This window comes from Buttiauxella sp. B2, assembly GCF_006376615.1.
In the GTDB taxonomy this organism is placed as follows: Bacteria; Pseudomonadota; Gammaproteobacteria; order Enterobacterales; family Enterobacteriaceae; genus Buttiauxella.
The window spans coordinates 136,936-152,954 of record NZ_VEXQ01000009.1; the positions used below are offsets into that span (position 1 = coordinate 136,936).

The following is a 16,019-nucleotide window of genomic DNA, read 5'->3' on the forward strand; positions in this document are numbered from 1 at the left end:
GCCTTACTCACCCCGCTTCTTAGGAAGAGGGGTGAGGTGAGAAAATCAGCGTTTTCGTCCACCCATAATACTGCCCAAAACACCGCGAATAATTTGATTAGTCACCTGGCGCGCCGCACTTTTCGCCATGGTTTGCACTACGCCATCTTTCTTGCCTCCACGCGGGCCAGTGGTGCCAAACAGAATATCTTTCAACCCGCCGAGAATGCCGTCATCTACCGCTACAGACTCACCTTTAGTCGGTGGAGCATTTTGTTGTTCACCTGCCGCCTGAACACCTTGTTGTAAGCGTTCAAAAGCCGATTCTCGATCGACTATTTCATCGTATTTCCCGTATAGCGGCGAATGGTTAATTAGCCCGTTACGTTCATCGTCAGTGACTGGTCCCATGCGTGAGCAGGGGGCGATAACCATGACGCGTTCAACTACCGTTGGGCTGCCTTTTTCATCCAGTAAAGAGATGAGCGCTTCGCCGGTACCCAATTCCTGTATCGCTTTTTCGGTGTCGAATTTAGGGTTGGCTCGCATGGTTTGCGCTGCGGTTTTCACCGCTTTCTGGTCTTTAGGTGTAAAGGCGCGTAACGCATGTTGAATACGGTTGCCGAGCTGCCCTAGCACGGCATCCGGGATATCTGACGGGTTTTGGGAAACGAAATAAACCCCAACTCCTTTAGAACGAATCAGGCGAATTACTTGTTCGATTTTGTCCAGGAGCACCTGAGGAGCGTCGTTAAACAGCAAATGTGCTTCATCAAAAAAGAACACCAGCTTGGGTTTTTCCAGGTCGCCGGCTTCAGGTAATTGCTCGTAGATTTCTGACAGCATCCACAGCAAGCTGGCGGCATACATTTTTGGCATCTGGTAGAGCTTTTCCGCAGAAAGGATATTGATAACGCCTTTGCCATTGGCATCGGTGCGCATCCAGTCTTTGATATCTAGCATCGGTTCACCAAAGAAATATTCGGCACCTTGCTCTTCAAGCTGTAACAGTCCACGTTGAATGGCACCGATAGAAGCACTGCTGATATTGCCATACTGGTTCTGGAACGATTTCGCGTTATCACCGATGTACTGAGTCGCTGCGCGTAAATCTTTAAAATCGAGCAGTAATAAACCCTGGTCATCGGCAATACGGAAGATGATTTGCAGTACCCCCGCCTGAACTTCATTAAGGTTGAGCAGGCGTGACAGTAACAGCGGTCCCAGATCGGAAACGGTCGCGCGCACCGGATGGCCTTTTTCACCAAAAATATCCCACAAGACAACGGGATTACTATGAGGCGACCAGTCATTCACGCCGATTTTGGCAAGCCTTGCGAGGAGTTTTTCAGACTCGGCACCTTCTTGAGCCACACCGGTGAGATCGCCTTTTACATCTGCCATAAACACAGGCACGCCTATTTCGGAAAAGGACTCGGCTAGTTTTTGCAGCGTGACAGTTTTGCCGGTGCCCGTTGCGCCGGTTATTAGTCCGTGGCGGTTCGCCATACTCGGCAGCAGATGCAGTTCTTGTTCTGTGGTTCTGGCAATCAGGAGCGGCGCAATCATGATGATTTCCCTGTGGTGACATTTCCATAAGCATAGCAAGCGGCAGGAGTTCGTCATCAGTCAAAAATCCTGGTTTACGTCATACCTCGCAGCAAAGGCTATGCTTTGTATATGTATTACTTATTATTGGGAAACTATGTCCAGATTCTTCTTTAATGACCGTAAGCAAATGGTCAACGACGCCATTGAAGGTGTCATCATCAGTTCTCGTTTTCGTAACCTGACGCGTTTAGATACCGACCCCGCCATTCGTGTGGTGGTGCGCAAAGACTGGAAAAAAAGCAAAGTCGCGATTATTTCAGGTGGTGGCTCAGGCCATGAACCAGCACACGTTGGCTTTGTCGGCAAAGGAATGTTAACCGCTGCGGTGTGTGGCGATTTGTTTGCCTCGCCGAGTGTGGAAGCCGTGCTAAATGCGATTGTCGCGGTTACTGGCGATCGTGGTTGTTTGCTTATCGTTAAAAATTACACTGGCGACCGTCTTAATTTCGGTCTTGCAGCGGAAAGGGCCAAAAAGCATGGCTTGAAAGTAGAAATGGTTATCGTCGGTGACGATATTTCGCTACCGGATAACAAACAGCCGCGCGGTATTGCCGGAACGGTGCTGGTGCATAAAATTGCGGGCTTTGCCGCAGAGCAGGGGAAATCTTTGAGTGATGTTCGAGACATCGCACAACTTGCTTGTGACAACATTGCGAGCATGGGCGTCGCCATGCAAACCTGTAATCTACCGGGTCAGGATGGCGAAGAGGGGCGCATCAAAGGTGGGCAGGTCGAGCTAGGCCTTGGGATTCATGGCGAACCAGGTGCCAACACGGTTAATAGCCAAAACAGCCATGAAATTGTTGCCAGTCTGGTGAAATGTCTGCGTGAAAAGACCGGTACTCAAGCAAGGCTTGCGGTGCTGATCAACAATCTTGGCGCAACGTCCGCGCTGGAAATGGCACTCCTGACCAAAGAGTTGGTTCATTCTGAATTAAAGGATCAAATCAATTATCTTATTGGCCCTGCGGCACTTGTGACGGCATTAGATATGAAAGGATTCTCACTTTCTGCCATCGCCCTGAATGACATTTTTATTGAAGCCTTGCAGGCGGAAGTAGAAACCGTGGGCTGGCAGCCTATGGTGAAACTCGAGCCGCTATCGATGCAAAAACACAGCGTGATTCGCGCAGCAACACAGGCTAAAGCGTCGGAAAATACGGCTGTAAAAGCACTGGTAACTAGCATTACCCATACGCTTATTGGCCAGGAAAACGCGTTGAATGCCCTGGATGCAAAAGTGGGTGATGGCGATACGGGGTCTACCTTTGCCCAAGGTGCCAGGGACATCGCGCAGCTTAATGAAGACGACAAACTGCCATTAAATGACACAGCTGCTTTGCTGGAGTTAATCGGTGAACGGCTGGCAATGGTGATGGGGGGTTCAAGCGGCGTGCTGATGTCCATTTTCTTCACAGCGAGCGGGCAAAAGTTCGCTAAAAAACAGCCTCTCGCGGATGCGTTATTGTTTGGCCTTGAGCAGATGAAACGCTACGGTGGTGCCGATCTTGGCGATCGTACGTTGATTGATGCATTACAACCTGCACTCGAAGCCCTGAAAGATGGTTCTCTGAACGCCGCTGTGAAGGCTGCGCAAGAAGGAGCAAATGCGACGGCGCAAATGCAAAAAGCCAATGCCGGGCGTTCATCCTATGTGAACAGCGATAACCTGAAAGGGGTGAAAGATCCCGGTGCAGTGGCGATTGCCGAGGTCTTTGCAGGATTGACGTTGAGCAAGTGATGGCTTTGAATATTAAGTGAAAGTCGGATGTCGCTTGCGCTAATCCGACCTACGGTATGAATGAGCTTTTGTAGGGTGGATTAGCGCAAGCGACATCCACCAATTTGCTATCACGCCTGGCCGACTAACGCCATCTGCGTCAGCCATAAGCGAGTATCAAACTCCAACTGGTGATATTGCGGTTCCATATGACAGCACAGTGAATAGAACGCTTTGTTGTGATCTTTCTCTTTCAGGTGCGCCAACTCGTGAACCACAATCATGCGTAAAAATGCTTCTGGTGCATTTTTAAATACCGTCGCCACACGAATTTCTGCTTTTGCTTTTAGCTTGTTTCCCTGAACACGCGACACCGCCGTGTGCAGGCCAAGCGCATTATTCAGCACATGAATTTTATTGTCGTAAGCGACTTTATTGATCGGTGGTGCGTTGCGTAGATACTGATTTTTAAGGTCTTGTGTCCATGCGTACAGGGCTTTATCGGTGGTGATGTTATGTGTATCTGGATAGCGTTTTTGTAGCACCTCGCCCAGACGTTGTTCCGCAATCAAAGTACGAACCTGCGAGAGCAAATGCTCCGGGTAACCCTGTAGATAAGTTAATTCGCTCATTCGTCTGCTCAAAGTAAAGGGAAAAAAGGTATACTCACGCCCCCATTCGGGGATTACGCCGAAATTTTACCATCCAGGAGGGCCGATGAGCCAATTAGACGACGGTTTCCGTTCACTGACACTAAAACGTTTTCCAGAAACGGATGACGTTAACCCACTACAGGCGTGGGAAGCTGCGGATGACTACCTTTTGCAGCAACTGGACGAAATCGAAATCAGTGGCCCGGTCCTGATTTTTAACGATAACTTCGGGGCGCTGTCTTGCGTGCTGGCTGAACATAAGCCGTATAGCATCAGCGACTCTTATCTTAGTGAACTGGCTATCCGTGAGAACTTACGCGAAAACGGTCTCGTTGAGTCCAGCGTAACGTTTCTTGATAGCACCGCTAAATATCCGCAAGCGCCTGCAGTGGTTTTGATTAAGATCCCTAAAACGCTGGCACTGTTGGAACAACAGCTTCGCGCATTGCGCCATGTGGCGACACCAGAGACACGTATTATCGCCGGTGCGAAAACGCGTGATATTCACAACTCCACCATCGAGTTGTTTGAAAAAATTCTTGGGCCAACCACCACAACGCTTGCCTGGAAAAAAGCACGTCTGATCAACACGACGTTCAACGCACCAGCGGTGAAAGAAGTAGCAGAAACGTTGAGCTGGGAACTGGAAGGTACGCCATGGACAATTCATAACCATGCGAACGTCTTTTCCCGTACCGGGCTGGATATTGGCGCGCGCTTCTTCATTGAGCATTTACCTGAAAACCTGGAAGGCGAGATTGTTGATTTAGGTTGTGGTAACGGCGTGATTGGCCTGACTTTGCTTCAGAATAACCCTGAAGCAAATGTCGTATTTGTTGATGAATCGCCGATGGCAGTGTCATCAAGCCGCCTGAATGTTGAAACCAACATGCCGGAAAACCTGGAGCGCTGCGAGTTTATGATCAACAACGGGCTATCCGGTGTTGAACCTTATCGCTTTAACACGATTTTGTGTAACCCGCCGTTCCATCAGCAACACTCTTTGACCGATCAGGTGGCGTGGGAAATGTTCCACCACGCTCGTCGTTGTCTGCAAAATGGCGGTGAGCTGTACATCGTTGCTAACCGCCATCTGGACTACTATCACAAACTGAAGAAGATCTTCGGTAACTGCGATACGGTTGCCACCAACAAGAAATTTGTGGTGCTTAAAGCGGTGAAATTAGGCCGTCACGGCTAAATTTCCAGCGCTAAACGGGTGCCCTGCGCGATTGCGCGTCGGGCATCCAGTTCCATTGCCACATCCGCACCGCCAATCAAATGCAGCGTTTTCCCTAGTTCGCGTAACGGTTGTGCCAGTTCACGACGCGAGTCTTGCCCCGCACAGATAATCACGTTATCCACTGCCAGCGTCTGTGGTTCTCCGCCCACGGTGATGTGCAGACCTTCATCGTCAATGCGTTCATAAGTCACACCTGCCAGCATTTTCACTCCACGCGCTAAAAGTGTTGTGCGGTGTATCCAACCCGTTGTTTTGCCTAACCCTTCACCCGGTTTACTGGTTTTGCGTTGTAACATCACAATCTGGCGTGGGCTTTTATGCAGTTGAGCTCCTTCCGGACGTAATCCGCCCGCGTGTTGCAGGCTGGTGTCGATACCCCATTCTACGCAAAACTCGGCGATATTTTGGCTGGTGGATTCCCCTTCCTGGCTGAGATACATTGCGGTATCAAAGCCAATACCCCCGGCACCGATGATGGCGATTCGGTCACCAACGGGTGTTTTTTCTCGCAGAACATCGATGTAATTCAAAACTTTAGGATGCGTGATGCCGTCGATAAGCGGTAAGCGGGGTTCGATACCGCACGCAAGGATAATTTCGTCGAACTCTTTGAGCATCGGTGCGGTGACGTATTGATTGAGACGAACCTCAACGCCTGTTATTCCTAACATACGACGGTAATATCGCAGCGTTTCGTAAAACTCTTCTTTGCCCGGGATCTGCTTCGCAATATTAAATTGGCCACCGATTTCTGCTGCAGCATCAAATAATGTCACTTTGTGGCCGCGAGATGCGGCATTGATCGCAAAAGCGAGCCCCGCAGGGCCTGCGCCAACCACTGCCAGGTTTTTACGCAACAGGGCAGGGACGATCGGCATTTTGGTTTCATGACAGGCGCGTGGGTTGACCAGGCAAGAAGTCACTTTGCCGAGGAAAATCTGATCCAGACAGGCCTGGTTGCAACCAATACAGGTATTAATCTCATCTTCGCGGCCCTGCTGGGCTTTGGAAACCAACTCAGCATCGGCAAGGAAAGGCCGCGCCATCGACACCATATCGGCATCGCCATCGGCAAGGATCTTCTCCGCAGTTTGTGGACTGTTAATCCGGTTGGTAGTGACCAGAGGAATCGAAACCACGCCTTTAAGTTTGCGAGTCACCCAGCTAAATGCACCGCGGGGAACGGGTGTGGCAATGGTAGGAATACGTGCTTCATGCCAGCCAATTCCAGTATTAATCAGCGTTGCGCCAGCCTTTTCAATGGCTGTTGCGAGCTGTACAGCTTCTTCAAACGTGCCACCGCCATCGACTAAATCCAGCATCGACAGGCGATAGATAATAATAAAATTCGTTCCTACTTTGTCACGAACTGCGCGCACCACATCTATGGCAAAACGCATACGCCGCGTGTAATCACCGCCCCATTCGTCATCGCGCTGGTTGGTTCTTGCTGCCAGAAACTGGTTAATTAAATAGCCTTCGGAGCCCATGATTTCTACGCCATCGTACCCAGCTTGCTGTGCAAGACTTGCACACTGGGCAAATTCTTCAATCAAGGTGAGGATTTCATCGTGACTCAGTGCATGAGGCTTAAATCGGTTAATCGGAGCCTGAATAGCGGAAGGGGCCACTGGGTTTGGCTGGTAGCTGTAGCGTCCGGTATGCAGGATTTGCAGTGCTATTTTCCCGCCTTCACGGTGCACTGCATCGGTCACAATGTGATGATGTGCAAGCTGGCTTGCGTCATTGAGTACCGCGCCGCTTTCCACGCCAACGCCCGAAGGCGAAGGGGCAACGCCACCTGTCACAATTAGCGCAACACCGTGCCGCGCTCGCTCGGCATAAAATACCGCTAAACGTTCGGCACCGTTTGGGTGCTCCTCAAGTCCGGTGTGCATCGAACCCATCAGCACACGGTTTTTAAGTGTGGTGAAACCCAAGTCTAGCGGGGCAAACAGCGACGGATAGCTCATATTCTTTTCCTGCAGGGTCATTATTATTATGTGGTCGGATGAGTTAGTAATTTAGCGGGCTACAGCGCATATGGGGGAAAGTTGTCGAATGATTGTGACGGGATTCAAAGATCGATGATGTTTTTTTTCTGGAGAGTTAATCCGGTTGTGCGGCATCAGCTGCCGCACCCGTTGCGGTCGTGCGTGCACTTTACGTGCTATTGCACTGGTACTTAGCGTTGTGAATAAGAGACAGCCCTATGGTGAGGGTTGGGCCGAAGGTGGCATGACCAATCCAGGTGCCTGCCACATTGATGTTGTCAAACCGCTGTCAACCAGTGTGAGTTGATCAGCATAAACCTTCATCCACTTGCGTTTCATCTCGTCATACAGCTCACGGTGCGCCAGATTTGGCGTAAATTCACGTTGCCATTGAACCAGCCGTTCGCCTGCCTCCGCAAGATTATTAAACAACCCGGCACCGACTCCAGCCGCAATGGCACAACCTAGAGCCGTTGCCTCTTTGACGACGGGCACACGCACTGGCAAACCTGTTACATCACTCAGTATCTGGCTCCACAAAGCTCCTTTTGAGCCTCCACCCGCGAACACTAGCGAGTCAAACTGTATACCGGAGAAACCAGAGATTTGTTCAAGATTACACGCCGAAACAATCGCTGCATTCTCTTCCAGTGCCCTGAATAATGTAGCTTTATTGCATTTCTCTGGGTCGATAGAGAGATTAATAAACGACGGAGCGGCGTGATACCACTGTTTAAAATGCATGGCATCGGAAAAAATTGGCATCACACCGTGAGAACCTGCCGGAACTCGTGCAGCCATTTCTTCGAGTAGCGCGTAAGTGTCGACACCTAGCCTTTCAGCCAGCAGTTTTTCTTCGGCGCAGAAAGCATCCCGGAACCAGCGCATCGTCAAGCCGGTAAAGAAGCTAATAGATTCCGCCTGCACCATATTGCTGATAACGTGCGGATTAATACGGATATTCATATCGGGGTCGGTTCTGATGACAGGAAGATTCACAACCTGCTGCCAGAATGTGCCACCTAATACTGCCGCTTGCCCTGCGCGAACTACGCCAAGCCCGACACAACCTAATTGCACATCACCGCCGCCCATTACAACTGGCGTGCCTGCTAACAGCCCACTTTGTTGTGCCGCTTGCTTGGTTATGCCACCGAGCACACTGCCCGTTTCTTTCACCGGCGAAAGGATATCTGCTCGCAATCCGGCCATATCCATCAGCGCGGGTTGCCAGTTGCGGGTCGCTAAATCCAGCATTCCCGTTGTACCTGCATTGGAAGGGTCTACAGCCAGTTCGCCGCTAAGTTTAGCCGCCAGCCAGTCACTGATCATCGTAACGGTAGCAGCCTTGCGATAAATATCCGGGCGATGATGTGCAAGCCACAACAGGCGTGGCATAGCGCTTAGCGCCAGCGTCTGCCCGGAGACTTGATAAACCTCAGATTCAAACTGGTAATCGTGGATTTCTTTAAGTTCGCTTACTTCTCGACTGGCACGGGCATCGACGTTGGCACATGCCCAAATAGCCTCGCCATTACTGTCGTAGAGCACGATGCCTTCACGCATCGAACAGCAGGATACGGCGCTGATAGCACCGGGTGGAAGATGAGCTTTTTGCAGGGCTTTAAGAATACACTGGCAGGCAAGTTGCCAATTAGTGGTGAGATCAAACTCCATCGAACCGGGGACATCGGCCACGCTCAGGTGTTTCCATTCGGCCTGGCCGACAGCAATTTGGTGCCCCGAAGTATCAAAGATGACGGCGCGAATACTGCCCGTCCCGGCGTCCAGTGCAAGTAGATAACTCATCGCCTTTCCTCTTATGAGCGCGGCAGTCGGCGAGTCAGGTTTAACCCGTCAAAGCCAGTACTGCCCGCGCAGTATCTTCTTCCGTCACCAGGCCGTTGATACGCTGGCCACGCAGTGCGGCATAAATAGCGTCCGCTTTATCTTCGCCTCCCGCGACACCCACAATAGTAGGTAGATGCGCCAGGTCTTCGAGTGTTACGCCAAGCAATTCACGGTGAATTTCCAACCCTTCTACCAGTTCGCCATCCGCTTGCAGGAAATAGCCAAGAATATCGCCCACAGCACCTTTGCGGGCGTACATCAGTTGTTCACCTTCGCTGATATAACCTGAGCGCAAAATTGTGGCATCGCGCTTTTGATTAATTGCACCTATTCCTACCACGGCGACATCAGCAGCAGTTGCTGCGAGGATCACATCACGCACGCTGGATTCCATGCGTAAAATCTCTGCGACTTGCGGCGATGAAACTCGCAACGGTGCTGGGATCATACTGACACTGCACGCTGCATCTAATTGGCCGATACCCGTCATATATGGCCCGACACCACCGGAAAGCGTCACCAGGCGAATCTGCTGCGAGCCGATAAACCCACTTAAATGTTGAAGGCAGTTCATGGTTGCCTCGCCAAATCCCACCGCCAATAACTGCCCTGGCTCCAGAATCCCCATCAGCGATTGCGCAGCACCAATGCCCAGACGGGTATTCATCGCAGGCGTGCTATGTGCGGGAAGAACTCGTGCAATTTTAAGGTTGAACCGTTGCTGTAACTGCGTTTCCAGTGCCAGGCAACCTTCAAAGCGCGAGTTAATCTGTACGCGAATAACGCCGGACTGGCGGCCTTTTTCCAGTAGGCGTGAAATCTTCAGGCGCGGCAGCCCAAGCCGCTCGCCAATGTCGTTCTGCGTTAACCCATCGTGGTAATAGGACCATGCCACACGCGCCAGCAACTCTTCTTCTGCCATTGGTAAGGCTGCTAGCTTGCCTTCTTCTGCTGCTCGTTTATCGCTCATAGGTGAACTCTTATTAAAATTTAGATCATATGTTCGAATGTGCGGGGTAAGAAAATGTGAAGCGCACGGCAAAAAGATCATTTTCAGATGCAAATGGTTTAGCTGATTTATTTAAAAATTTTGTGATCTCTGCCCTGTTGTAAATATAACCCTGCGTCTACGCTTTTGAACATTATTAATTCAATTTATCTTTTGTTCAATTGTGGAGTGAAAATGCCCAACACCGCCGCAATGCTTGAAGCTCACCACATCAGCAAACAATTCTCTGGCGTGAGCGTTCTGAAAGGTATTGATTTTGCTCTGTATGCCGGACAGGTCCATGCGTTGCTGGGAGGTAATGGCGCAGGAAAGTCGACGCTGATGAAGATTTTTGCCGGTGTTGAAACCCCGGATAGCGGTGAACTGAAAGTTAACGGCAAAGCATTTGGGCGTTTAAAACCGGGGCAGGCTCATGAACTGGGGATTTATCTCGTGCCGCAGGAACCGATGCTGTTCCCCAATTTGACGGTGCGCGAGAACATCCTTTTTCGCCTACCACATCAACGTGATGTCGAAAAACGTCTGCAAGAGAAAATGCACCAACTGGAATGCCAGATCTCGCTCGACGCCACGGCCAGCACGCTGGAAGTAGCCGATCAACAAATGGTTGAGATCCTGCGTGGTTTGATGCGCGAGGCGAAGATCCTGATCCTTGATGAACCCACGGCATCGCTGACACCTGGTGAAACCGAGCGCCTTTTCCGCCAGATCCGGGCATTGCAAAACCTTGGCGTGGGTATTGTGTTTATCTCCCACAAGCTACCGGAAATTCGCCAGCTTGCCAGCCATATTTCAGTGATGCGTGACGGCGCGGTGGTGCTGCAAGGTGAAACTGCACAGTTGCTCGACGAACAGTTGATCAACGCCATGACACCGAATAATCGCCATCACGCTCTGAGCGATACGCAAAAACTGTGGCTGGCATTACCAGGCAATCGGCGCACCGAACCACAGGATTTTCCGGTGATGCGCGTTGATGAACTGACCGGCGAGGGTTTTATCGATCTCAGTTTTGAATTGTACGCAGGTGAGATAGTCGGCCTTGCAGGACTCGTGGGATCCGGACGTACGGAGCTTGCGGAAACACTCTATGGTTTGCGCCCTGTTCGCGGAGGCCATATTTATTTTGAAAACCGTGAAATTAGCGGCGATCGCACTAAATCACGTCTCGATCGTGGATTAATTTATCTGCCGGAAGATCGCCAGGTGTCTGGACTATTTCTTGATGCACCGATCCGCTGGAATACCGTAGCACTCAACGAGCCAAGTGTGTGGCAGCAAAGTAAACGGGAGGCTGCAGTGGTGGAGCGTTACCACCGGGCATTGGGGATCAAACTCAATGATGCTGAACAAACCGTGCGTACGCTGTCTGGTGGTAATCAGCAAAAAGTTTTGCTGGCACGTTGCCTGGAAGCCAACCCACTGCTGTTGATCATTGATGAGCCGACGCGTGGCGTGGACGTCGCTGCACGGGCAGATATCTATCAGTTAATCAAAAGTGTGGCGGCGCAAAATGTAGCAGTGCTGATGATATCAAGCGATCTGGACGAATTCAGCGGGCTTGCGGATCGCGTTCTGGTAATGCATCAGGGTGCGATGAACGGCGAGTTACGTAAACCCTCTATCACAGTAGAGAGCATGATGAGCATGGCGTTTGGCGGAGGTAAAGCATGAAAAAATTGCTCCTTAACCGCGAATTGAGTGCATTGCTTGCGATCGTCGCTTTGTTTGTTGTGCTGGTGGCGCTCAATCACAGCTACTTAAGCCTGCAAACCTTGAGCATGATTTTCACCAGCGCGCAGATCCTTATCCTGCTGGCGGTGGGTGCTTCAATGGTAATGCTGACGCGTAATATCGACGTATCGGTGGGATCAACCGTTGGTCTGTGCGCCATTGCTGTCGGTGTGGCGCTAAACAGCGATTATAGCTTGCCAGTGTCGATGCTTTTCGCGCTGTTGATTGGCGCGGTGGCGGGTTTTATCAATGGCGTTTTAGTCGTCTGGCTGCGCATTCCTGCGATTGTCGCCACGCTCGGTACGCTCGGGCTTTACCGTGGTGCGATGCTGCTTTGGACAGGTGGCAAATGGATTGAAGGGTTGCCAGCCAGCCTGAAATCGCTATCCGAGCCGGTTGCGCTGGGGGTTTCACCGTTGGGAGTGATGGTTCTGGTGCTTGTCGCTTTTGCAGCGTGGATGCTGGCTAAAACGGCTTTCGGGCGTGATTTTTATGCCGTGGGGGATAACCTCGCCGCTGCGCGCCAGCTCGGGGTTGCAGTCAACCGTACTCGTTTCCTGGCGTTCACATTTAATGGCATGTTAGCGGCAATCGCCGGAATTATTTTCGCCTCCCAGATTGGCTTTGTGCCAAACCAAACTGGCAGTGGGCTGGAGATGAAAGCTATCGCCGCCTGCGTGCTGGGTGGGATTTCGCTACTGGGTGGCACGGGGACCGTGATTGGTGCCTTTCTTGGTGCATTCTTCCTAACGCAAATAGACACCGTATTGGTGCTGTTCAAACTTCCCGCCTGGTGGAATGACTTTATTGCAGGCCTGGTTTTGCTCGGTGTTCTGGTGCTGGATGGGCGTTTACGCCAGGCACTGGTGCGTCATCAGCGGGCACAGAAATATGGCCGTTTTGTGCCACCGCTACCTGGTGCAAAAAATGTCCGGCCATTTCCTCGCAAGAAGAAGGATGTGGCGTAAATGAACAGACTGAAACTCAACTGGGAAATCACGCTGCTGCTGATTTTGGTGGTGGAAATTCTGCTGTTTGGCGCGATTAACCCGCGCATGCTGGACATCAACATGCTGCTGTTTAGCACCAGCGATTTTATCTGTATTGGCATTGTGGCGCTGCCGTTGACACTGGTGATTATCAGCGGTGGCATTGATATTTCACTTGGATCCACCATTGGCCTGTGTGCAATTGCGCTGGGTGTAATGCTGCAAGCGGGGTTGCCGATTTCTCTGGCAATTATTCTCACTCTTGTCGTCGGTCTGTTATGTGGATTGTTTAACGCGGCATTGATTCACTACACCGGAATCAGCCCGCTGGTTATCACTCTGGGCACACTGTATCTGTTCGGTGGCGCAGCGCTGCTGCTTTCTGGTATGGCGGGAGCCACAGGATATGAAGGTATCGGCGGCTTCCCTGATGCATTCACAAACTTTGCCAATCTCACGCTTTTCGGCCTGCCGATTCCGCTGGTGATGTTTGCGGTTATCACGCTGTTGTTCTGGCTGCTTACTCACCGCGCACGCTTTGGCCGACATATCTTTCTGATTGGACAAAATCCGCGTGCCGCGCGTTATGCCGCACTTCCAGTGAATGGCTCGCTGTATGGCGTATACGGCATGGTTGGGTTGGCATCGGCTATTGCGGCGATTGTACTGGTATCGTATTTCGGTTCAGCGCGTTCGGATTTAGGGCGTGATTTATTGATGCCCGCATTAACGGCGGCAGTGCTGGGTGGGGCGAATATATACGGTGGCTCCGGTTCAATTTTAGGTACCGCGCTGGCTGCGTTGTTAGTGGGGTATTTGCAACAAGGTTTACAGATGGCTGGCGTACCTAATCAGGTATCGAGTGCATTGTCCGGTGCGCTGTTGATTGTGGTAGTCATTGGTCGTTCGGTGAGTTTGCATCGCGATTATCTACAGGCGGCGTGGCGTCGTTTGCGCGGTAACAGAAAACTAACGGGAGTTTGATTATGAAGCAGACAACAAAACGCGTCCTGCAACTCAGTGCGCTGGCATTAGCCTTTAGTGTGGTGAGTGCGCAAGCCACCGACAGAATTGCCTTTATTCCGAAACTGGTTGGTGTGGGTTTCTTCACCAGTGGCGGCAACGGGGCGATGCAGGCGGGCAAAGATCTGGGCGTGCCGGTGACGTACGATGGGCCAACGGAGCCGAGCGTTTCCGGGCAGGTGCAGCTTATCAATAACTTCGTAAACCAGGGCTATAACGCGATTATTGTCTCGGCGGTTTCACCAGATGGCCTGTGCCCGGCGCTGAAACGCGCCATGCAGCGCGGTGTAAAAGTGCTGACGTGGGATTCCGATACTAAACCAGAATGCCGCAGTATTTACATCAATCAGGGAACGCCACAACAGCTTGGCGGCATGCTGGTGGATATGGCGGCCAAACAAGTCACTAAGCCTGTTGCGAAAGTCGCATTTTTCTACTCAAGCCCAACCGTGACGGATCAAAACCAGTGGGTAAAAGAGGCGAAAGCGAAAATAGCTAAAGATCATCCGCAGTGGGAGATAGTCACCACACAGTTTGGCTATAACGATGCCACCAAATCGCTACAAACCGCGGAAGGGATCTTAAAAGCCTATCCAGATCTGGATGCGATCATTGCACCTGATGCTAACGCGTTACCTGCCGCCGCGCAGGCTGCGGAAAACCTGAAACGCACGAATGTCGCTATCGTTGGCTTTAGTACGCCAAATGTCATGCGCCCCTACGTTGAACGCGGCACAGTGAAAGCCTTTGGTTTATGGGATGTGGTACAGCAGGGCGAAATTGCGGTCAATGTCGCAAATACCCTGTTGAAAAAGGGTGATCTTAACGTCGGTGACAGCGTTGATGTGGCGAAAATCGGCAGCCTGAAAGTCGAACCAAATAGCGTTCAGGGCTACCAATATGAAGCCAAAGGTAACGGGATTGTGCTGCTGCCGGAGCGCGTTGTGTTTACTAAAGACAACATCGGCAAATACGATTTCTGAGGGCTGAAAAATGGCAGATCTTGACGATATTAAAGAAGGGAAAGATTACGGCATTGGTCGCCCACAGGAAAATAAAGCGTTTTACCTGAAGGGCAGCGGAGCATTGGACTGGGGCATGCAGTCGCGGCTGGCGAGAATTTTCAACCCTGACACCGGGCGTACCGTGATGCTGGCGTTTGATCACGGCTATTTTCAGGGGCCGACTACCGGCCTTGAGCGCATAGATTTGTCTATCGCACCGTTATTTCATGAAACCGATGTCTTGATGTGCACGCGGGGTATTTTGCGCAGCGTGGTGCCGCCTGCCACCAATAAACCCGTGGTGCTGCGGGCATCTGGCGGGAATTCCATTCTCAGTGAACTGTCGCGCGAAAGTGTTGCGGTGACGATGGAAGATGCTCTACGGCTTAATGCCTGTGCGGTTGCGGCGCAGATTTACATCGGCAGCGAATACGAACACCAGTCAATTAATAACATCATCAAACTGGTGGATGAAGGCACGCGCTACGGTATTCCAACCCTTGCCGTGACGGGCGTGGGCAAAGAGATGGCTCGTGATGCGCGTTATTTCTCTCTCGCCAGCCGCATCGCCGCAGAGATTGGCGTGCAGTTTGTGAAAACCTATTTTGTCGAAGACGGTTTCGAAAAAGTAGCAGCCAGTTGTCCGGTGCCGATTGTCATCGCCGGAGGCAAAAAATTACCGGAACAAGAAGCGCTGGATATGTGCTTTAGAGCCATCGACCAGGGCGCTTCTGGCGTGGATATGGGACGCAATATCTTCCAGTCGGATGCACCTCTTGCGATGTTAAAAGCGGTGAAAAAAGTGGTGCATGAAAAAGTTACCGCTCGCGAGGCGTATCAGTTCTGGCTGGATGAAAAACATCACGGAGGCAAGGCATGAACGTGACGCTAGTGGAGATTAATATCAAACCGGAACGGGTCGATGAGTTTATGGACGTGTTCCGCGCCAATCACGAAGGCTCAATCAAAGAGCCGGGTAACTTGCGATTTGACGTGCTGCAGGACCCGGAAGTTACGACACGGTTTTTTATCTACGAGGCGTATCAAAACGACGAAGCGGTGCTGGCGCATAAGCAAACACCGCATTATCTGGCATGTGTCGAGAAGCTCGATGAGATGATGTCAGAACCGCGTAAGAAACGGAGTTTTGTGGGACTGTTGCCCGTTTAGCTTCTTCCTTCTGCATCCTCTCGGTCTTGAGAGGATTCA

At 51.3% G+C, this 16,019-nt stretch carries 13 protein-coding genes; 8 read left to right on the forward strand and 5 right to left on the reverse strand.

The features are described from left to right. Positions 1-45: 45 nt before the first annotated feature. On the reverse strand, positions 46-1,548 hold the full coding sequence (locus FH968_RS12400; protein WP_139879911.1) for a helicase HerA-like C-terminal domain-containing protein: 1,503 nt from the start codon (positions 1,546-1,548) through the stop codon (positions 46-48). 136 nt (positions 1,549-1,684) lie between these two features. Between FH968_RS12400 and FH968_RS12405 the strand changes: the two genes are divergently transcribed. Next, positions 1,685-3,331 (forward strand): dihydroxyacetone kinase subunit DhaK, encoded by a 1,647-nt coding sequence (locus tag FH968_RS12405; RefSeq protein WP_139879913.1) that lies wholly within the window; start codon positions 1,685-1,687, stop codon positions 3,329-3,331. Positions 3,332-3,441: 110 nt separating this feature from the next. On the opposite strand, the gene FH968_RS12410 is transcribed toward FH968_RS12405, so the two are convergent. After that, a complete protein-coding gene (locus FH968_RS12410; RefSeq protein WP_139879915.1) occupies positions 3,442-3,942 on the reverse strand; it encodes a M48 family metallopeptidase in 501 nt (166 codons plus the stop codon). Positions 3,943-4,027: 85 nt separating this feature from the next. Here FH968_RS12410 and rlmG point away from each other — a divergent pair, with 85 nt between their 5' ends. Continuing rightward, positions 4,028-5,164, forward strand: coding sequence for a 23S rRNA (guanine(1835)-N(2))-methyltransferase RlmG (gene rlmG, locus FH968_RS12415; RefSeq protein ID WP_139879917.1), 1,137 nt, complete (start codon positions 4,028-4,030; stop codon positions 5,162-5,164). Here the strand turns inward: rlmG and FH968_RS12420 are convergent. The 3 genes from FH968_RS12420 to lsrR all read right to left on the reverse strand — a co-directional run bounded on the left by FH968_RS12420 (position 5,161) and on the right by lsrR (position 10,021). Then, complete coding sequence (locus FH968_RS12420; RefSeq protein WP_139879920.1) at positions 5,161-7,179, reverse strand: FAD-dependent oxidoreductase; 2,019 nt, start codon at positions 7,177-7,179, stop codon at positions 5,161-5,163. The two genes, rlmG and FH968_RS12420, sit on opposite strands and share 4 nt — an antisense overlap. Positions 7,180-7,416: 237 nt before the next feature. Then, positions 7,417-9,009: an autoinducer-2 kinase gene (gene lsrK, locus FH968_RS12425; RefSeq protein ID WP_139879922.1), complete on the reverse strand. Its 1,593-nt coding sequence runs from the start codon at positions 9,007-9,009 to the stop codon at positions 7,417-7,419. 40 nt (positions 9,010-9,049) lie between these two features. Continuing rightward, positions 9,050-10,021 (reverse strand): transcriptional regulator LsrR, encoded by a 972-nt coding sequence (gene lsrR / locus FH968_RS12430; RefSeq protein WP_139879924.1) that lies wholly within the window; start codon positions 10,019-10,021, stop codon positions 9,050-9,052. Positions 10,022-10,252: 231 nt separating this feature from the next. On the opposite strand from lsrR, the gene lsrA reads away from it, so the two are divergent. Genes lsrA through lsrG form a run of 6 tightly spaced genes read left to right on the forward strand, consistent with a single transcriptional unit; the run spans position 10,253 to position 15,980 of the window. Next, positions 10,253-11,734, forward strand: coding sequence for an autoinducer 2 ABC transporter ATP-binding protein LsrA (lsrA, locus tag FH968_RS12435; RefSeq protein ID WP_139880008.1), 1,482 nt, complete (start codon positions 10,253-10,255; stop codon positions 11,732-11,734). After that, positions 11,731-12,762, forward strand: coding sequence for an autoinducer 2 ABC transporter permease LsrC (gene lsrC, locus FH968_RS12440; protein ID WP_139879926.1), 1,032 nt, complete (start codon positions 11,731-11,733; stop codon positions 12,760-12,762). The genes lsrA and lsrC overlap by 4 nt, the downstream gene beginning before the upstream one ends. Further along, complete coding sequence (gene lsrD, locus FH968_RS12445; RefSeq protein ID WP_139879928.1) at positions 12,763-13,767, forward strand: autoinducer 2 ABC transporter permease LsrD; 1,005 nt, start codon at positions 12,763-12,765, stop codon at positions 13,765-13,767. 2 nt (positions 13,768-13,769) lie between these two features. Further along, the gene (gene lsrB, locus FH968_RS12450; RefSeq protein ID WP_139879930.1) at positions 13,770-14,789 is read left to right on the forward strand and encodes an autoinducer 2 ABC transporter substrate-binding protein LsrB; all 1,020 of its coding nucleotides are present in this window, start codon (positions 13,770-13,772) and stop codon (positions 14,787-14,789) included. A 10-nt stretch (positions 14,790-14,799) separates the two neighbouring features. Next, positions 14,800-15,690, forward strand: coding sequence for a 3-hydroxy-5-phosphonooxypentane-2,4-dione thiolase (lsrF, locus tag FH968_RS12455; RefSeq protein WP_139879932.1), 891 nt, complete (start codon positions 14,800-14,802; stop codon positions 15,688-15,690). After that, complete coding sequence (lsrG, locus tag FH968_RS12460; RefSeq protein WP_139879934.1) at positions 15,687-15,980, forward strand: (4S)-4-hydroxy-5-phosphonooxypentane-2,3-dione isomerase; 294 nt, start codon at positions 15,687-15,689, stop codon at positions 15,978-15,980. The genes lsrF and lsrG overlap by 4 nt, the downstream gene beginning before the upstream one ends. Positions 15,981-16,019: the final 39 nt, after the last annotated feature.